The 18,080-nt window shown below is 67.1% G+C and carries 14 protein-coding genes and 1 pseudogene; 12 read left to right on the top strand and 3 right to left on the bottom strand.

The features are described from left to right. Positions 1–387: 387 nt before the first annotated feature. The 4 genes from ACWDA7_RS39755 to ACWDA7_RS39740 are packed head-to-tail and all read left to right on the top strand — an operon-like array spanning position 388 to position 5,590. Positions 388–522, top strand: coding sequence for a hypothetical protein (locus ACWDA7_RS39755; RefSeq protein WP_450611257.1), 135 nt, complete (start codon positions 388–390; stop codon positions 520–522). Further along, a complete protein-coding gene (locus ACWDA7_RS39750; protein ID WP_450611259.1) occupies positions 477–1,091 on the top strand; it encodes a hypothetical protein in 615 nt (204 codons plus the stop codon). Before ACWDA7_RS39755 ends, ACWDA7_RS39750 begins: the two co-directional genes overlap by 46 nt. Beyond that, positions 1,039–1,380, top strand: coding sequence for a CU044_2847 family protein (locus ACWDA7_RS39745; RefSeq protein ID WP_450611256.1), 342 nt, complete (start codon positions 1,039–1,041; stop codon positions 1,378–1,380). The genes ACWDA7_RS39750 and ACWDA7_RS39745 overlap by 53 nt, the downstream gene beginning before the upstream one ends. 10 nt (positions 1,381–1,390) lie before the next feature. Continuing rightward, positions 1,391–5,590 (top strand): nSTAND1 domain-containing NTPase, encoded by a 4,200-nt coding sequence (locus ACWDA7_RS39740; RefSeq protein WP_450611254.1) that lies wholly within the window; start codon positions 1,391–1,393, stop codon positions 5,588–5,590. A gap of 460 nt (positions 5,591–6,050) precedes the next feature. On the opposite strand, the pseudogene ACWDA7_RS39735 reads toward ACWDA7_RS39740, so the two are convergent. Both ACWDA7_RS39735 and ACWDA7_RS39730 read right to left on the bottom strand, forming a co-directional pair. Continuing rightward, positions 6,051–6,272: pseudogene (locus ACWDA7_RS39735) on the bottom strand (transposase); the annotation flags it as partial. Positions 6,273–6,434: 162 nt separating this feature from the next. After that, the gene (locus tag ACWDA7_RS39730; protein ID WP_450611252.1) at positions 6,435–6,974 is read right to left on the bottom strand and encodes a helix-turn-helix domain-containing protein; all 540 of its coding nucleotides are present in this window, start codon (positions 6,972–6,974) and stop codon (positions 6,435–6,437) included. A 1,207-nt stretch (positions 6,975–8,181) separates the two neighbouring features. Here ACWDA7_RS39730 and ACWDA7_RS39725 point away from each other — a divergent pair. From ACWDA7_RS39725 to ACWDA7_RS39690, 8 genes are all read left to right on the top strand, one after another. Next, on the top strand, positions 8,182–9,630 hold the full coding sequence (locus tag ACWDA7_RS39725) for an amino acid permease (protein ID WP_450611250.1): 1,449 nt from the start codon (positions 8,182–8,184) through the stop codon (positions 9,628–9,630). Between the two features lie 31 nt (positions 9,631–9,661). Beyond that, positions 9,662–10,447: a cyclase family protein gene (locus ACWDA7_RS39720; protein WP_450611248.1), complete on the top strand. Its 786-nt coding sequence runs from the start codon at positions 9,662–9,664 to the stop codon at positions 10,445–10,447. Between the two features lie 44 nt (positions 10,448–10,491). Beyond that, complete coding sequence (locus ACWDA7_RS39715; protein WP_450611246.1) at positions 10,492–11,649, top strand: aminotransferase class V-fold PLP-dependent enzyme; 1,158 nt, start codon at positions 10,492–10,494, stop codon at positions 11,647–11,649. A 354-nt stretch (positions 11,650–12,003) separates the two neighbouring features. Further along, positions 12,004–14,169, top strand: coding sequence for a thiamine pyrophosphate-dependent enzyme (locus ACWDA7_RS39710; RefSeq protein WP_450611244.1), 2,166 nt, complete (start codon positions 12,004–12,006; stop codon positions 14,167–14,169). Continuing rightward, positions 14,169–15,869: an indolepyruvate oxidoreductase subunit beta family protein gene (locus tag ACWDA7_RS39705; protein WP_450611242.1), complete on the top strand. Its 1,701-nt coding sequence runs from the start codon at positions 14,169–14,171 to the stop codon at positions 15,867–15,869. The genes ACWDA7_RS39710 and ACWDA7_RS39705 overlap by 1 nt, the downstream gene beginning before the upstream one ends. A gap of 419 nt (positions 15,870–16,288) precedes the next feature. Further along, positions 16,289–16,930 (top strand): TetR family transcriptional regulator, encoded by a 642-nt coding sequence (locus ACWDA7_RS39700; protein WP_450611240.1) that lies wholly within the window; start codon positions 16,289–16,291, stop codon positions 16,928–16,930. After that, entirely contained in the window at positions 16,914–17,270 is a 357-nt protein-coding gene (locus tag ACWDA7_RS39695) for a hypothetical protein (protein WP_450611238.1), read from the top strand. Before ACWDA7_RS39700 ends, ACWDA7_RS39695 begins: the two co-directional genes overlap by 17 nt. A gap of 135 nt (positions 17,271–17,405) precedes the next feature. Further along, complete coding sequence (locus tag ACWDA7_RS39690; RefSeq protein ID WP_450611236.1) at positions 17,406–17,624, top strand: hypothetical protein; 219 nt, start codon at positions 17,406–17,408, stop codon at positions 17,622–17,624. A 205-nt stretch (positions 17,625–17,829) separates the two neighbouring features. On the opposite strand, the gene ACWDA7_RS39685 is transcribed toward ACWDA7_RS39690, so the two are convergent. Then, the coding region (locus tag ACWDA7_RS39685; protein WP_450611234.1) for an alpha/beta fold hydrolase at positions 17,830–18,080 on the bottom strand (251 nt) is incomplete at its 5' end.

Genomic DNA, 18,080 nt, shown 5'->3' with positions numbered 1-18,080 from the left:
CGGTACGTCGGATCCGGTCGACAGCGAGCGTACGTGGCAAGCCGTAGTGCTGTCTGCCGATCTCGCTCACTTCAGCAACTCCCGTCTCATGCGGGACGAACCGGGGATGGCGAGGATGTCACCGCGGCGCAGGGTGAGAGAACGTTCCGAAGCAACTTGGTCACTCGACTAGTGCGGAGGCCACCCGGGCCAGGACAGCCACACCATCGGCTCGACGCAAGCTCCCGGCCGGCGGCCCCAACCAAGCTCGCTGGCCGCGCGGACTTCCATTCCCGGGTCCGTGGTGGCACGTATTCTCTGGGCAGGGGAAATCCAGGGGTGTGGGGCTCGTAAAGTCATCGCCGCAGGTCGGGGCGGTGGAGCACTCTCGGCTGGGACCATGTCCGCGTGATCATCTCGATCCTCTACAAGGTGGCCCGCAAGCTGCTGTCTGTTTCCGGGGTGCTGCTGCGTCGCGACACCGACAAGGACGCCGAGTGCTCGTACTCCGGCATGAGAATGTGGTCCTGCGTCGTCAGATAGCCGGCCCGGTCCGCTACGAGCCCGCGGACCGGTTCTGGCTGGCCGCCCTCTCCGGCCTGATACCCCGTCGTCGCCGGCGCGAGGTTTTTCCGGTCGCTCCCGGGACGCTGTTGGCCTGGGATCGCAGGTTCATTGCGGCGAAGTGGGACTACAGCGTCCGGCGCGCCCGTACCGGACGACCGCCGACCAGGGCAGCCATCAAGAAGCTGATCCCGCAGCTCGCTCGTCAGAACGCGCAGTGGGGGCACAGGCGGATCCAGGGCGAGTTGGGCCGTCTCGGGCACCCGATCGCCGCGTCCACGGTAGGGGAGATCCTCCACGCAGGGGGCATCGACCCGGCACCTCGCCGTACCGGCCCGACCTGGCGGGAGTTCCTCACCAACCAGGCCGAGGGCATCATTGACGTCGACTTCTTGCACCTCGACACTGCTCTCGGCAGGCGCCTGTACGCGTTGGCGTTTCTCGAACACGGAACCGGGCGCGCGTGGGCGAGGTGGACGGCAGGGGGAGCGACAGGTGGCAGGACTCGTCCGGATCCCGCTGGAGGGCGGAGGCTCGGTTCTGGTTGAGACTACGACTACGCTCGATGGACCGGTCAAAGCCGGTCGGGTCGCTGACGCCATCCACGAGTTTCCCGCGAGTTTGCAGGCGGCCCTGGGGCCGGTGTCGGCGACAGCCCGTGCGGTGCTGCACCAGCTGCGCGAGGCTGGCCCTGACGAAGTCGAGGTCGAGTTCGGCGTCGACCTGGCCGTCCAAGCCGGGGCCGTGATCACCAAGAGCGAAGCCAACTGTCACCTGAAGGTGAAGGTGACGTGGAAGAACGGCGACAGCGACCAGGAGGCGTCGGACGGTCGGTGAGGATCGTGCTGTGGACTTGGTTGACGGTGCTCCCGGCGATGGATCGGCCCCGCGGATGCCCTCGGCGGTGGCCCAGGTTCTCAGCCCCGAGGGAGATGTCGCCGGTGCGGCATTCCTGGTCGGCGAGGGGGTGGTGGCCACATGCGCCCATGTGGTGGCCGCAGCAGGGCACGGCCCCGGAGACACGCTGCGGCTGGCCTTCCCCCATGCCCAAGGTGCGCCGCGGGTCCGCGGGGTCGTCGTTTCCGAGGCGTGGCGGGATCCTCACCACAGCGATGTTGCCGTTGTACAGCTGGAGGAAGCTCCCGATGGCGTGGTCGCGCTTGCGCTGGGCTCCGCGGAGGGCTGCCGAGGACACCGCGTGCGCTCGTTCGGGTTCCCCGCTCAGGCGCCGACTGGCGGTCACTTCGGCTATGGAATCGCCGGTGACCTGCTGCCCGCTGGTGCCGAGGAATCCGGCTCGGTACTGCAACTGACCGGCGCCAACGACTTGACCACGGGATTCAGCGGTGCACCTGTCGTCGATGACATCACCGGTCTGGTGATCGGAATGCTCACCGCGATCACTACGCCTGACGAGCACTCGAAGGGACAGGGCATCGCCTACGCCACTCCCGTCGAGGTCCTGCGGCAGGTGTGGCCCGATCTGGCTGAGCAGCAGGTGTGTCCGTACCGCGGCCTGGAGCCGTTCACCGCGGAACACGCTGGATGGTTCCACGGCCGTGACTCCGCCATGGAAGGGATCCTGGCCGCGTTGGGCAGCCGGCAGCGGGTGGTCCTGGTCCTCGGCCCCTCCGGCACGGGCAAGTCGTCGTTGGTTCAGGCAGGCGTGCTGCCCGCCTTGGCCGAGGGGAGGCTGCCGGGCAGCGACCGGTGGCTGCCGTTGGTCGTCCGCCCCGGGGTGGACCTGCTGACCGAACTGGAGCAGGCGGGGCTGTCGGGCGCCGCGACCGACGGGATCGTGCCTGCGGCAGAACGCAGACTGGCCGCGGAACCGACCTATCAGCGGCTCGTCGTGGTCGTCGACCAGTTCGAGGAGTTGTTCACCGGAGCCGCCGACAGCCGCAAGCCGGGAGAGGGACTTGTCCCCGCGGACGAACTCGTGAGGCTGATCCGCTCGCAGGCCGCGGCGAGCGTGGTACTGATCATGCGAGACGATTTCTACCCGCGGCTGGCCGCCGCAGCCCCCGCTCTTCTGGAAGCCGCTGCCTCTGGCCTGTTCAACGTGCCCGCCAGCGTGAGCATCCCGGACCTCCGCGCCATCATCACCCGACCCGCTCAGGCGGTGGGCCTCCGCGTCGAGAGCGGGCTTCCCGAGCGGATCATCACAGACCTCCTGGCCGCCGACGCCAACGGCTCAACCACCCGGCAGGCGGCAGCGATCCTCCTGCCTCCTTTGGAATTGGCCCTTCGACAGATGTGGGAACGCCGCCAGGACGGCTGCCTCACACACCGCGCCTACCAGCAGATCGGCGAAGTGACCGGCGGTCTGACCTCTTGGTGCAACACGGTCGTCAGCCGACTCCCTGACGGGCAGCGGCTCACCGCGCAGCGCATCCTTACCGCACTGGTACGGCCTGCCGACGACGCCCGCTCCATCCCGGCCACACGTCAGCAGGTCCTCCTCGGCTCCCTCAAAGCACTGGCGACAGACGCACCGCTGACCGGTGACGCACGGGACCCCTCATTCGAAGAAGTACTGAACACCCTCACCCGGCATCGCATTGTCACCACCCACGTCCCAAGAAAGCCAGACGGTACCCTCGGCCCCCCGGTGGCTGAGCTCATCCACGATGCCCTCATCCGCGACTGGAAGGACCTGCGGGACTGGCTCGCCGACGACCGCGCGTTCCAGGCTTGGCTGCACCGTGCGGGTGAACAACAGGCACGCTTCGCCAAGAGCGGTCATAAAGGAGATCTGCTCGACGGCACCGATTTCTCGGAAGGAACGGCCTGGGGCCGGCAGCGCGGGTTACCCGGGGACGTCGCCGCGTTCCTGTCCGCCAGCCAGCGGCACCAACAGGCCGCGGCGCGCCGGGCCCGGCGCATAAACGGCATCCTGGCCTCCCTGCTTGCCATGGCCCTGATCGCCACCGGTGTCGCCTTGTGGCAACAGCAGACAGCGGTCGCTGCCCGGGAGCGTGCCGTGGCCGCGCAACGGATTGCCCAGTCCCGCCAGTTGGCAGCTCAGTCCGCCGCGCTGTTCGACAGCGCGCCCGATCTGGCTTCTTTGCTGGCTGTTCAGGCGTACCGGAGCAGCCCGACCGCCGAAGCCAGAGCCAGCCTCATCGTCGCTGCCACTCGTCCCCTCCGGTACACGGTCGACGTCGGTTTCCAAGGGGTGAAGTCGGTGGCGATCAGCCCTGATGGCCACCTCCTCGCCACCGGTGGCGAACACCGGGTCCGGCTCTGGGACGCAGACAGCGGCAAGCTCCGTCGGACCATCACCAACCTGAGTGAGGGCGTGAATTCAGTTGCATTCAGCCCCGACGGACGGACGCTTGCCACCGGAGGTGACGGGACGATCCGACTGTGGGACCTGGCGACGGGAAGACCGCGGCGCCCGCTCACGGGTCTGAGCGCACCGGTGTGGTCGGTGGCCTTCAGCCGCGACGGCCGCACTCTGGTGGCCGGCAGCGGCGCGGACCGGAAGGTACGGCTGTGGGATGTGGCCACCGGTACGGTCAGAAAGGACCTGATCGATCCCGAACGCAGCGTCGATTCCGTGGCGATCAGCCCCGACGGGCACACCGTCGCTGCCGGCAGCGGCAATGGGCCGAGGGTGCGGGTGTGGGACGTGGCCACCGGCAAGGTTCGGCGCACTCTGACCGTTGGCACCGCGAGCGGCGGCGTTTTCTCGGTGGCGTTCAGCCCCGACGGTCGTACGCTGGCCGCGCCGAACGATCGCACGGTGCGGGTGTGGGACGTGGCCACCGGCAAGGTTCGGCATACCCTGACCGTTGGCACCGCGAGCGGCGGCGTTTTCTCGGTGGCGTTCAGCCCCGACGGCCGCACGCTCGCCACCGGCAGCGACGACGGCACGGCACGCCTGTGGGACGCGAACACCGGAAGGATCTTGAAAACCCTCACCGGCCACGGCACCGTGCTTTCGGTGGCGTTCAGCCCCGACAGCCGCACGCTCGCCACCGGCAGCGACGACGGCACCGCACGCCTGTGGGACGTGCCGGAGAACACGATTCTGGACAGCACCAGCTGGCTGGATTCGGTGGCGTTCAGCTGGGACGGCCGGACCGTCATCACCGGCAGTGGCAGTGACGGCGCCGTGCGCTTGTGGAACGCCGTCACCGGCAAGCCCGGCAAGACACTCACCGATCCCACCGGGACCGGTGAGGTGAACGCGGTGGGCCTCAGCCGGGACGACCACACGCTTGCCGTGAGCACACTCGAAAGGGTGCGCTTGCTCGACCTGGCGACCGGAAAGACCCTCAGGACGCTCCGCACGGGAGTGGGTACCCCCGTAGCCTTCAGCGCGGACGGCCACACACTGGCCACCACTGCCAGTGGCGTCACCGACGGCACCGCTGCCATGGCAAGGCTGTGGAATGTCGATACGGGAGCATCCAAGATCTTGCGCGACCCCGCCGACGGCAGCATCGTGACGTCGATGGCGTTCAGCCCGGACGGTCATACCCTGGCAACGAGCGGCGACGGGGACAGGACGGTCCAGCTGTGGGACGTTGCCACCGGCCGGGTCCGAAAACACCTCACCGGCCACACGGAGCCGGTCAACTCGGTGGCGTTCAGCCCGGATGGCCGTACCCTCGCCACCGGCAGCGACGACGGCACAGCACGCCTGTGGGACGCGGACACCGGAAGGACTACGAAAACCCTCACCGAGCCCACCGGCGCCGGCCGTGTCGACTCGGTGGCCTTCAGCCACGACGGCCGTACCCTTGCCACCAGCGGCGACGACGACCAGACGGTCCGGTTGTGGGACGTCGCCACCGGCCGCATCCGCGACGACCTGACTGATCCCACCAGCAGCGTCCACTCGGCGGTGTTCAGCCCGATGGATCAGATCCTCGCCACCAGCAGCAACAACGGGACAACGCGGCTGTGGCGACTCTCCCTTCCTGACGCGGTGGAAGCGATCAAGAAGATCTGCGGAGCACTCCACCGGGATTTCACTCGGGCTGAGCGTTCGCAGTACCTGTCGGACCAGACCCCGGGCCCCGTGTGTCCGACATGAATCACCCCGGCCTCGACGGCCCCCCAAGCCCGAGAGACGGGCACCTGCACCCCCGGTAGCCTGATCAGGATCGCGGGCAATCAGATCTCCCGCCTCGGCCCGTAGACCGCGTACAGGCAGGTGGCACCGACATCGCCCGCCGTGGCCCAGCCTGGGCCCTCGTACGTTTCGGAGTGGGGGCGGCTGTGTCCACGAAGACGGTGCGTGAGTGGGTTGGTCGTGCGGCCCCCTCTTGGGTCTTTCTTCAGCACACAACGGGTATCGGCCCCACTGGTTTCGGCAGCAACTGCCCCCGGACAGCGACGAAGCTCCTGTTTCGGCCTCCGTCACCGGCCTCCGGGCCCACCGGATCCGGCGACAACCCGTCCTGGAAGCATTGATCAACGTGTATCACTGCGTCGCCTGACCGAACGACATCACCACAGCTCACAGCGCCGACTTGTATTTTCGAGCGGTACAGGCGCCAGCAGGTCATGCCCGAGCCGAAGCCCAGCTCCTGCGGCAGGAACTTCCACGGAATGCCGGTGTACAGCACGAACAGGATGCCCGACAGGACCTTCCGGTCATCCAGACGCCTGCGGCCCGGGTGATCCGGTCGGCGCGGCACAACTGGCAACAGCGGCTCGATCCGCGCCCACAGCCCATCCGACACAATCCACGGCAGTTGCTGACCCCTCCTCATGTGCGAGTCAACAGCCCGACAGGCACCGGCATTCCAAGGCCAATGAGCCATTTTTGTTAGGAGTTCTACGGCGACACGGGTGTTGACGCGGTGTCAACGACCGTGCCGCTCGCCCTGGGTGAACTCCCGCTCCGCCGCCGGGGCGCCACACGCGTGCTTGGGTCAGTAGCTCGGTGGCGTGATCGCGATGAGGAACGACACCGCCGCGTCAGCCATATTGAGGTAGCGATGGGGGAGACGAGAGTCGAAGTAGCAACTGTCGCCGGCGTCCAGCTCGTAGCGTTCGTCGGCCACCTCGACGACGAGTGCGCCGCTGAGCACCACGGCGCACTCCTCGGACGGATGCGACCACGGCTCCTGCGATGTGGCGCCCCAAGGGCCGAGCGTGCCCTCGAGTAGTTCAAGCCGCCCTTGGCCGGGAGAGACTCGGGCGTAGGCCGTGCGGCAGTGTGGCGAGCGGATGAGCATGCGGTCGTCGCGGCGGACGACGGCGACCGCGTCGTTGTCGGCGTCTCGTAGGAGGCTGAAGACGGGGACGTCGAGCGCCTTGGCCAGCCGCCGCAGGGTTTCCAGGCTGGGGTCGGTACGGTCGCGTTCCACCTGGCTGAGCATTGCGGCGGACAGACCGGTCGCCTCTGCCAGGTCCTTCAACGTCATGTTCCGGGTCTGCCGTAGCCCGCGTAGCCCTTCACCAATACGCATCCCGTTACCGCCTTAATCGTCCGATTTTATCTGGACTAAAACTAGATGACGGCGATGGATGCCTGCAACGTGCGTCGGCCGCGTCCGGCGCCGAGACAGGGCAGGTGTGCTTCGCACCCTTTGCCGACGATAGGCGCCGTGGGTTGCCGGGCGAACGGCTTCGGGGGCGACCAGCCGATCTGCGGGGTCGTGTATCCGGCGCTCGCTATTCGACTGCCGGGCGGCAGCGATCGTCTCCATCCAGACTGGCTTCCCGGCTCTTCGAGTAGGTCGCTCGGTACCAGGGGGGACTTCCCGTGCGGCTGTGGTCGGTTACTTGGGGCTCGTGACGGTCTCTGCCTCGGTGTGTGCGTGGCTGTAGTGAGTGCGTCAGGCGCCATCCCCCGCATGGCAGCCGCACTTCCACGGCGACATGCCTGGACACGTCAGCGAGCGATGCCCAACCTCCTATGTCGAATGTGTGGCGAGCGTCGAAAGAACGCTAGACAGATCACTACGGCTTAACTAATCTACCCACAGTTAATCTGGGCGAGTCGATGCCTGGTCGGGTTGTCTCCGAGTCCCAGGGGTGCAGCATGATCGCTGGAATCGTCCCCGTCGAGCGCGATGTAACCGTCCGACACCAGCTCGCGCACGCCGCCTCGAGTAAGGACTTGTTGACGGCGCAGGCTATGCGGAGGCTTAACACCTGGTTCGGTTGGTTCCAAGTGGGCTGTCGTCGGTACCCGTTCGCCGTGGGCACCGGGCTCCACGTTGCGGCGGGTGAAGTCTGGGCCGTGGACAATCCCGGCTACGGCCTGGCCGTGTCGCCGCTGCTACGAGGGCGTCATGCACGCGAACCGCCTGTCGCGAGTTCGAGTCATTTTCGAACCCGCGCACGGTTGTCGCGGAGCTCAATCGGTCGGGCTCATTCCGCCTGACGGCCCGTGTGCAGCAGTCGCCATTACGTGTACGACGAAGTCTGCATCGTCTTGCCCGCTGGTCAGCTCAGTGTTGGCGACCTGGGACAGGACCTTGATGCCGACATTCGCCATCCTGCGTCTTTTCGCATACAGCCTGGAGAACCTCGGTGAGGCGCGGACCGCAGCTCCTCGGCTTCTTCCGACTGGTGGACGATCGGTCCGCCGCACGTACTGTCGCCGCCCCGGGCGTCAGATTTCGGTAATTCTTACCGCCTGTTGGCATCCTCATGAGAGGTGTGCATTCAATGACAACACCGCCAACAAGTACGCCGGCCGAGAAGGGCGCGTTGACGCGCGGACTCAGCCACCGCCAAGCCACGATGATCGGCATCGGCGGCGCGATCGGGACCGGTCTCTTCCTCGGCTCGACGCTTGCGATCAGCACGGCCGGCCCCGCCGTGATCATCAGCTATCTCATCGGTGCGGGCATCGCGCTGATCGTCGCCTGGGCCCTTGCGGAGATGACCGTGGTCCATCCCACCCGGGGTTCCTTCGGAGCTATCGGGCAAAGCTACCTGGGACCGTGGGCCGGATTCGTCATTCGCTGGACCTATTGGACTGCGCAGATCGTCGCCGTGGGCGGAGAGGTGATCGCCGCTGGGACATACGTGCAGTATTGGTGGCCGTCGATCCCGCTGTGGGCGCCGGTCGTCGTCTTCTCCGTACTGCTGCTCATCGTGAATGCGACGGCGGTCAAGTTTTTCGGCGAGTTCGAGTTCTGGTTCGCGTCGATCAAGGTCACCGCGATCGGGCTGTTCGTCCTGCTCGGCATCGCATACCTCACGGTCGGCCTGCCGAGCCACCCTGCGGTAGGCCTGCACCAGTTGACTGCGCATGGTGGCTTCCTGCCGAACGGGCTCACCGGAATCTGGCTGTCGATGCTCATCGTCATCTTCAGCTTCTACGGTATCGAGGTCATCTCGGTGACTGCGCCGGAGACGAAGGAGCCGGAGCGGACGGTACCGCACGCGATCCGTTCGATGCTGATCCGTCTGACGCTGTTCTACGTCGCCTCGATCGCGATCATCGTCGCGGTCGTTCCATGGAACGCAAAGTCAACGGCACACGGCATCCTGGCGAGCCCGTTCGTAAGGATCTTCGACGTCGCGGGCATCCCGGCCGCGGCATCGGTGATGAACTTCGTCGTGCTCACCGCGGCGCTTTCCAGCATGAACACGAACCTCTACCTCACTACCCGCATGGCGCACTCTCTCTCCCATGACGGCTACGCGCCGGCGGTCCTCGGACGGACGACGAAGACGGGAGCGCCGCGCAACGCCCTTGTGATCTCCGCGCTCGGTCTGGCCCTCGCCGCGTACCTGTCGGTGGCCTCACCAGGCAAGGCGTACTTCGCACTCTTCGGTATCTCGATCTTCGGCGGCATAGCGGTCTGGATTCTCATCCTGGCGACGCTCGTCGCATTCCGTCGGATCCGGGAGCAACGCGGGATGGCACAGTCGCCGGTCCGGCTGCCAGGCGGCATGGCCACCCCCGTCATCGGGATAGCGCTGCTCATCGGCATCCTGCTCGCCTGCTTCAAGCTCGGACTCTCCATCGCCTGGGAAGCGGGTGTGCCCTACCTCGCCGTCATCTCCGTGGTCTACGCGATCGTCGCCAGGCGGCGTGCCAGTGGCGCGGAGACCCGCCCGCTGCTCGCCCGCAGTGCTGACGCGCCGCTAGCCGAACGCAAATGAATCCCGTCCGACCCCGACGCCAGGAGTGACCATGGCCGCTGACACACTCTCATCCCTGATCGGCGCACTGACCGGCGGGTCCATACACATCGTGGACCTCACCCAGCCGCTCAGCGAGCAGACCCCGCTGTTGCAGTTGCCCGAGCCCTTCGCGAACACCCCCGGGCTGCGTAGGCACGAGATCAGTAACTTCGACCACCGCGGACCTGCTTGGTCCTGGTCTTGGCTGGAGATCGGCGAGCATGTCGGCACGCACTTCGACGCGCCGAACCATTGGATCACCGGCCGGGACGGTGAGGACCTCGCGGCGGTGCCACCGCACCGCCTGATCGGCCCTGCGGTCGTCATCGACAAGTCGGCCGAGGCCGCCAAGAACCCCGACTACCTGCTCACGGTTGACGACGTGAAGGAGTTCGAGGCCGAACACGGTCCGTTGCCCGACGGCAGCTGGCTGCTGCTGCGCACCGGGTGGGACGCGTATGCGACGGACCAAGCCGCCTTCCTCAACGCCTCGGAGACCGGACCGCACACGCCGGGCTTCGACGCCGAGTGCGCACGCTGGCTCGCGCACGAGACCCCGATCACCGGGGTCGGGGTTGAAACCGTCGGCACCGACGCGGGCCAGGCATATCGCTTCGAACCCGCTTTCCCGATGCACAACCTCCTCCTGGGCTCGGGCAAGTACGGCCTGACCCAGCTTGCGAACCTTGCCGCGCTCCCCGCCACCGGGGCCGTGCTGATAGCCGCCCCATTGAAGCTCGTCGGCGGCACCGGCAGCCCCACCCGCGTCCTCGCCCTCGCCCCTGGCAAGGACTGAACAGACGTCACCGTACGAACCGAAAACGACAAAGAGGAACCCCCGTGCTCCAAGAGTCCCTACCCGACCGCATCCGGCACCGATTCCCGGTGCTCGACCGGCTCACCTATCTCAACAGCTGTTCGCAGGGCGCCCTGTCCGACGCGGTCCGCACGGCATACAACGACTACCTGGCCAGCCTTGAACGCGAAGGCTCGGCGTGGGACCACTGGGTGGCGTGTACCGAGCGCCTACGCACGGCGTATGCCCGGCTGCTGAACGTCGACGCCGACGAGATCGCAGTGACCACGTCCACATCGGCCGGACTGAACGCACTCGCGTCCGCACTGGACTTCACGGGACCACGCGACACCATCGTCACGACCGATCTGGAGTTCCCGACGGTCGGGCAAATCTGGCACGCACACGAGCGGCGCGGCGCACGGATCGTCCACGTGCCCGCGGAGCCGGACAACACAATGTCCCTCGACCGACTCGCCGCCGCGATCAATGAGCGAACGGCCCTTGTCTCCGTGACGCACGTCTGCTTCCGCAACGGCAGCAGACTCGACCTGGAGGCCATCACCCGCATCGCCCACGAACGGGGAGCGCTCGTTCTCGTCGATGCGTACCAGTCGGCCGGCGCGTTGCCGATCGACGCCCGAGCACTGGGCGTGGACTTCGTGGTCGGCGGCGCACTGAAATACCTCTTGGCGTCGCCCGGTGTCGCCTACCTCTATGCCAACAGCACCACGACGTCACACCTTGTACCGCTCGCGACGGGCTGGTTCGCCGATAGCGACGTATTCGCGATGCGAATTGACCGTTACGCCCCGTCCCCCTCGGTGCGACGCTTTGAAGCCGGCACACCACCAATCCCCTCAGTCTATGCCGCATACGCCGGCGTGGAACTCATGCTCGAAATCGGCGTCGAAGAGACCGCAGCTCACGTCGAGCAACTCAACACATGGCTGATCGACGAGCTGGAAACCATGGACGCCCACGTCGTCACCCCCAAATCCCCCGCCTGCCGTGGCCCCCTCGTCGCGGCACGTTCCGTCGACGCCGAGGCGCTCGTCGCGCGGCTCTCAAAGGACGGCATCGTCACATCCTCACGCGACAACAACCTGCGCATAGCGGCACACTGCTACAACACGACGGACGACATCGAACGCCTGCTTACGAGCCTGCGCGGCAATGTCGATCTGCTGCGTGCCAACTGACCTGAGCCGAAGGCCTGCTTAACCGACTGACGCCCCACGTTACGAACCCGTCGTCGGCCACGACTGGTCCTCCTGGGTCCGGCGAAACTCGAGGCAATGAACGCCGACCTGTTCGGAGGCAACCCTTGCGACGGAGACTGTGGATCGGCCAATACGGCCTGTGGTGGCCATTGGCCACGACAGAGGGGCAGGCGGGACTGCGGCACGTCGGCGCATCGACGCCCCTGGCCGGGAGTCGGGGCGGCTCAGGGTTCCTCGTCGCCGCACGGTTGACCCGACGGCATCTCCCGCGCCACAGCGCTAGATCGGCGGACCCGGCGGGCCCCGGCCGTACCAGAGTAAGGAGGAACAACGATGGCGGAGCGATCCTTCGCAGCTGAGGTCGGCAAGCTGCGGCAAGGCGCCGGGACGACCTTCCGAGGAGAGGGCATCCTGGCCGTCACCAAGGCGCTACTGCAGTCCGGCGTCGCCTACGTCGGTGGCTACCAGGGCGCCCCGATCTCACACCTCATGGATGTGCTCGGCGACGCCCACGAGATCCTGTCAGAGCTCGACGTGTACTTCGAGAACAGCGCGTCCGAGGCGACAGCGGCAGCGATGCTCGCGGCCTCGGTGCACCAGCCGCTGCGCGGTGCAATCACCTTCAAGTCCCCCGTGGGCACGAACGTGGCCTCCGACGCCCTGGCAAACCTCGCCAGCGGCGGCGTCACCGGAGGTTCCCTGATCATCATCGGCGAGGACTACGGCGAGGGTTCCAGCATCATGCAGGAACGCGCGCATGCCTTCGCGATGAAGTCGCAGATGTGGCTGCTCGACCCCCGTCCCAATCTGCAGGCGATCGTGGACACGGTCCAGGCCGGCTTCGAGCTCTCCGAGGTCAGCAACACACCGGTGATGCTCGAACTACGCCTGCGTTCGTGCCACTTGCACGGCACGTTCGCCGCCGAGGACAACCGACGGCCCCCGATGACGGTGAAGGACGCGATCGAGAACCCGCGCCGCGAGCTGAGCCGGATCGTGCTCCCACCGGCGAGCTTCCTCCACGAGCGCGAGAAGCACGAGAAGCGCTGGCCGACCGCAGTCCAGTTCATCAAGGAGCGCGGTCTCAACGAGGTCTTCGGCGACGGACTCGCCGACATCGGCATCATCGTCCAGGGTGGTCTCTACAACACCCTCAATCGCTCTCTGGAACTGCTCGGAGCGTCGGACGCCTACGGCCGCACGACCGTGCCCCTCTATGTCATGAACGTCACCTACCCCGTAGTGGACGACGAGATCCTGGACTTCTGCGTCGACAAACGCGCCGTGCTGCTACTTGAGGAGGGACAGCCCGACTTCATCGAGCAAAACCTGCACGCCATACTGCGGCGCGCCGGCAACGACACCGTCTTGCACGGCAAGGACATGCTGCCCCCGGTGGGTGAGTACACCTCCACCGCCGTCACCAAGGGCGTCGCGCAGTTCCTCCACAAGTACCGCCCGGAGGCGATCGCGCACGAGCCCGCGCTGCTGCGCCCGGAAACCGACGCGGCAAGCCCGTTCGCCCCGCGGGTCGCACCACCTACGATGCGTCAGCGCCCGCCGGGTCTATGCACGGGCTGCCCGGAGCGCCCCATCTTCAGCGCACTCAAACTGGCTGAGCGTGAGACCGGACAGCACCACATCAGCGCCGACATCGGCTGTCACCTCTTCGCCATCAACGAACCGTTCAACCTCGGCGCAACGACGATGGGATACGGCCTGGGATCGGCGGGCGCGGCCGCACTCAACTCCAAGGACGCCGACCGGCGCACGATCGCAGTCATGGGCGACGGCGGCTTCTGGCACAACGGTCTGACCAGCGGCGTGGGCAACGCCGTCTTCAACGAAAATGACCAACTGCTCGTCGTGGTCGACAACGCCTACAGTGCCGCGACCGGCGGCCAGGACCTGCTCTCGTCACAGGCAGACAACCCGATTCGGTCGACGAAGCACCCCATCGAGAAGGCCGTGCGGGCTATCGGAGTGCGCTGGAGCCGCACCGTCACGAACACCTACAGGGTGTCCGCCCTGCGCGACCTGTTCGTCAAGGCTCTCACGACGAAGGAGCCCGGCCCCAAGGTGATCGTGGCGCAGAGCGAGTGCCAACTCAACCGGCAGCGGCGCGTCAAGAAACAGCAATCGGAGGAGCTCGAAACCGGAAAGCGCGTCGTCCGCGAACACTTCGGCGTCGATCCGGAGACCTGCACGGGCGACCACGCCTGCATCCGTATCTCCGGCTGCCCCTCTTTGAGCATCACCGACAATCCCGACCCATTGCGTACCGACCCCATCGCCACCGTTCTGGACAGCTGCGTCGGTTGCGGGGTCTGCGGGGCGAACGCGCACGCCGCCGTGCTGTGCCCGTCCTTCTACCGCACAGACGTCGTGCACAATCCCACCCGGCGAGACCGGTTCCTCGCTGCGGTCCACACGCGCTGGATCGCCTTCGTGTCCAGAGGCCTGGAGAACCGCGCGGCACGCTATGAGGTGGCGGCCTGATGACAATGGAGAGCATCAACACCGGTACAACGACGTGGAGCAGCGGACAACGGCCGATCACCTTGGCGATCCTGGCCCTGGGAGGTGAGGGCGGCGGTGTCCTGGCCGACTGGATCGTCGAGGTCGGGGAGAAGGCCGGCTGGATCGCGCAGAACACCTCCGTCGCGGGAGTCGCCCAGCGCACCGGTGCGACCGTCTACTACGCCGAGCTCTTCCCGCCACCCCCCGACGGCGCTCCCGAAGGGGGACGGACCGATCCCATCCTGAGTCTCTTCCCCACACCGGGAGAGGTCGACATCGTCATCGCGTCCGAGCTCATGGAAAGCGGGCGCGCGGTACAGCGCGGATTTTCCACCCCGGACCGCACCACGCTCATCACCTCAACCAACCGGGTGTACTCCGTCGACGAGAAGATCCAGCTCGGTGACGGCCGCGTGGACAGTGACGAACTCTTCGCCGCTGCACAACGCGCCTCAAAGCTTCTCGTGGCCGCCGACTTCGCTCACATGGCCGAAACCGCAGGGAGTGTCATCAGCGCCTCGCTCTACGGTGCGCTCGCCGGGTCCGGCGCGCTGCCGTTCACCCGCGAACAGTTCGAGGAACCGATCCGCGCGTTTCCCAAAGCTGCGGAAAACTCATTGAAGGCCTTCGCCGCCGCCTACACCGAGGCCACCACCCAGACGGCAGCCGCCAAGGAAGTGGCCGGCAAACCGCCGGCCGCGCACTCCGTCCCCGTGGGTAGCCCTGCCCGATCGAGCGGGCCGGTCCCGGTGACGATCGGACGCCGCCGACCCGAGACAGCCGAGGACCGCAAGGAGGCTGCCGAACGCGAGCGCACTCGCATCGCCCTGACCGACCCGGCGTCCCTTGTCGGGCCGGCGCTGACCGCCCAGGCACAGCGCACCGCCGAACTGCCCGCAGCCGCCCGCTCGACCGCCCTTCACGGCGTGGTCCGCACAGCCGTCTACCAGAGCCCCGAATACGCCGACCAGTACCTCAATCGCGTCGCAACCATCGCCGCCGTCGACCCTGATCCCGACGGCGACGCGGCGCTCACTCGCGAGGCCGCGCGGCACATCGCGCTGTGGATGTGCTACCAAGACACGATCCAGGTCGCCCTGCAGAAGACCCGACGCCACCGGCTGGAACGAGTACGCAGTGAGGCGAAGGTGGGCGACGGCCGCCTGGCGCAGGTCCGGGAGTACCTGCACCCACAGGTCGAAGAGGTCACCGACACCATGCCCGCCGGCATTGCAGCCGCCCTTCTGCGGTCAGCGCTCTTCCGCCGCCTCATCCACGCCGTCACCCACCGCGGCATCGTGCTCAATACGACGTCGATAAGCGGCTACACCGCACTCGCGGTGCTGGCCAGGCTGCGCCCGCTGCGCCCGAGGTCGCTGAGGTTCGTCCGGGAACAGGCCGCGATCGATTCCTGGCTTGGGTTGGCGCTGTCCACGGCTGCCCAGGATCCCGACCTGGCGCGCGAGATCATCGAGTGCCAACAGGTCCTCAAGGGCTACGGCGCTACCTACGCGCACGGCAACGAAAGCTTCGACCTGCTGATGACCGCCGCCCGCGCGCTGCCTGCCGGCAACGGATCCGCCACACGGCTCAAGCAGTTGCGTGCTGCAGCCCTCGCGGACGAGGACGGCACCCAGCTGCGTGCCGAGCTCACCGCCCATCCGACCCCAATTGCCTGACGTATATCCATTGTGAGGCTGCGGCCGCACCTTCGGGCGGGCCTGACCCCTTTGTCCACCGACACCGTGGTTGTCTGGAGATGGAAGGGTCGGCTCGCTCGGGGGAGCGGAATCAGTGGTGCCGTGCGGACGTGACCTGACAGCGCCTCTGTGTATCAAGCGGCCCGAGCGCGATGGTTGCATGGGTCGCGCTCTCCCCAGGCCCCGGGCCCTGGTCCTGCGGGACTCTGTCGCCCGATTCGAGAAGGGCACCGAGTCGATCACCGCGACCTGCGTCTTGTGCGTCGCTGCTTGCGGCGGTCAGCTGGTTCGCCGCAGGTCGGCGGTATCGGGCGACAGAGTCCCACAGTCTTCACTCCGGCCTTGGCGGACGCCCTGAAGCTGCACCAGGTGTACTTGGCGCTGAGCAGGACCGGGCGGTGGACATCGACGGCAGCGTCGCGCTGGGCCGGCGGGCCAGCGCGTGCCTGACCCACGACGGGGGAATCCCCGCCGACATCGAGTCCGACTACCTCCCCCTGGTCGCCGAGAAGGGCTACTCCGCTCTGACCTCGGCGGCCGTCGCCAAGTGTGCTGGCGTCTCCACCGCCGTTCTGTACCGGCGTTGGCCGACCAAGCGGAGCCTGTTCACGCACATAGCTCGCACTGTCACCCTCGACGCTTTCGGCAAGATCGACACCGGAACCCTCCGAGACGACCTGCGTGAACTCCTCACCCCCAAGCAGCGACTGTTCGGCCGTGTCGGCTCGACCCTGCTCGTCCTCATGGCAGAAGCCCACACAACGAGGAACTCCGCGCGATTCTCCACCAGATGGTCATCCTCGACACCAGCGCACGGTTCGCCATGTTCCACCGTGCCGCCGCACGGGGCGAGATTCCAGATCCCGAGCCTTCCACCGTGCACGCCCGCCCTCTCAATTCTTGTCGGCGGCGGACTCGCCAGACATGCTCGCTTCCCTGCACCACACGAGCCGGGCCTCGACTCCAGGATCGACTCAGTGCTGACCTTCGTCCTCGCCGTCCTCACCCCCAGGACCGAGGTCCATGCCGGACTCGGGTGAACCGGGTCAGGAAGCGTCCAAGCTCGAACTGGCGATGGCGCACTTCAACGCGTTCATCGACGGGCTCGCCGGGACGCTGCACACGCGACCGGAGGGGCAAGGCATCCTCGACACCGTGGAACAGTGGCTGCGTCAACAGGCGGGCACGCGCGACGAGTTCGATCAGCTCCATGACCGCATGCTGCAAGCCAACCCGCAGCTCAAGGGTCTCGGTGGGGGCCGCCTGGCCGACGTCATCCAGGACGGCGCCCGCCTGCTCGCCGAAGAGCAGGGCAGGCGCCACGCCGGCTTTCCCCCCGCATTCTCGCCGCCACGGTGGCGAGCGTCATCGGTGAACTGATGCACCGATCCGAACCGGGTGATCTGGAGACCGCCATGGCCTTCATCCGTGCCGCAGCCGCCTCCCTGCAGCCGGGCTGATACGGCACACGGCCCTGCCCACCCTCGCCGCATATCGTGGCGGACCCGAAGCCGGATGGCCGGGACGGGCTGGGAGGAAGATGAGCCCGTCGGTGACGTGGCGCTCGAAGTCGTCGACGACGTAGACGTCGAAGAGCCCGACGAGGTGGAGCTGGTCCCGCCCCAGGGAGCGTTTGCGGCATATCTCGCGGTTGGGTCCGCGAGGGCGACGCCGTCGGTCTCACATATGGCGAAGAGGATCGGGCAGGCCACCTTCCGGGGCAGTGGCCGGTAAGTGTCGGGCGAAGTGGGCTGCGACCCCGTTGGGGGTGTGGCAGCGGTCGGGAATGAGGGCGACCGTCAATTGATGGGCGCGTCCTACGGATGCTGCTGGTTCTCCTGATCGAGGGGTGGTGGGGAGCTCGAGATGCGGTGGACGGAGGTGTCAGGTCGACAGTGGAAGAGCTTGCCCAAGGTATCCGCAGGTGGCTTGCCTGTGCTCAACCGTCGTCGACCGATGTCAGGAAGTCGCGGATCAACGCGGTTATGGCTGCCGGCTGTTCGAGGGTGCTGCTGTGTCCTGAGCCCGTCACCACCTCCAGTCGCGCCCCGTCGATGACGGCCGCGATGCGCTCCGCGTCCGCGCGCGGTGTGGCCACGTCGTCGGCGCCGACTACGACCAGCGGTGGGACGGAGACGCGGCCGAGCACGGCGTGGACGGGAGGCCGGTCGACTACGCCGAGGACGGCCG

Source organism: Streptomyces sp. NPDC001156 (assembly GCF_053598275.1).
Note: the sequence above shows the minus strand (reverse complement) of the source record. Positions and strands in the feature narration are given on the sequence as shown.

Coding starts and splice junctions, on each gene's coding strand:
- ACWDA7_RS39710 (WP_450611244.1), top strand. CDS start 12,004: ATGGCGGAGCGATCCTTCGCAGCTGAGGTCGGCAAGCTGCGGCAAGGC.
- ACWDA7_RS39720 (WP_450611248.1), top strand. CDS start 9,662: ATGGCCGCTGACACACTCTCATCCCTGATCGGCGCACTGACCGGCGGG.
- ACWDA7_RS39695 (WP_450611238.1), top strand. CDS start 16,914: ATGCCGGACTCGGGTGAACCGGGTCAGGAAGCGTCCAAGCTCGAACTG.
- ACWDA7_RS39690 (WP_450611236.1), top strand. CDS start 17,406: ATGGCCGGGACGGGCTGGGAGGAAGATGAGCCCGTCGGTGACGTGGCG.
- ACWDA7_RS39725 (WP_450611250.1), top strand. CDS start 8,182: ATGACAACACCGCCAACAAGTACGCCGGCCGAGAAGGGCGCGTTGACG.
- ACWDA7_RS39730 (WP_450611252.1), bottom strand. CDS start 6,974: ATGCGTATTGGTGAAGGGCTACGCGGGCTACGGCAGACCCGGAACATG.
- ACWDA7_RS39705 (WP_450611242.1), top strand. CDS start 14,169: ATGACAATGGAGAGCATCAACACCGGTACAACGACGTGGAGCAGCGGA.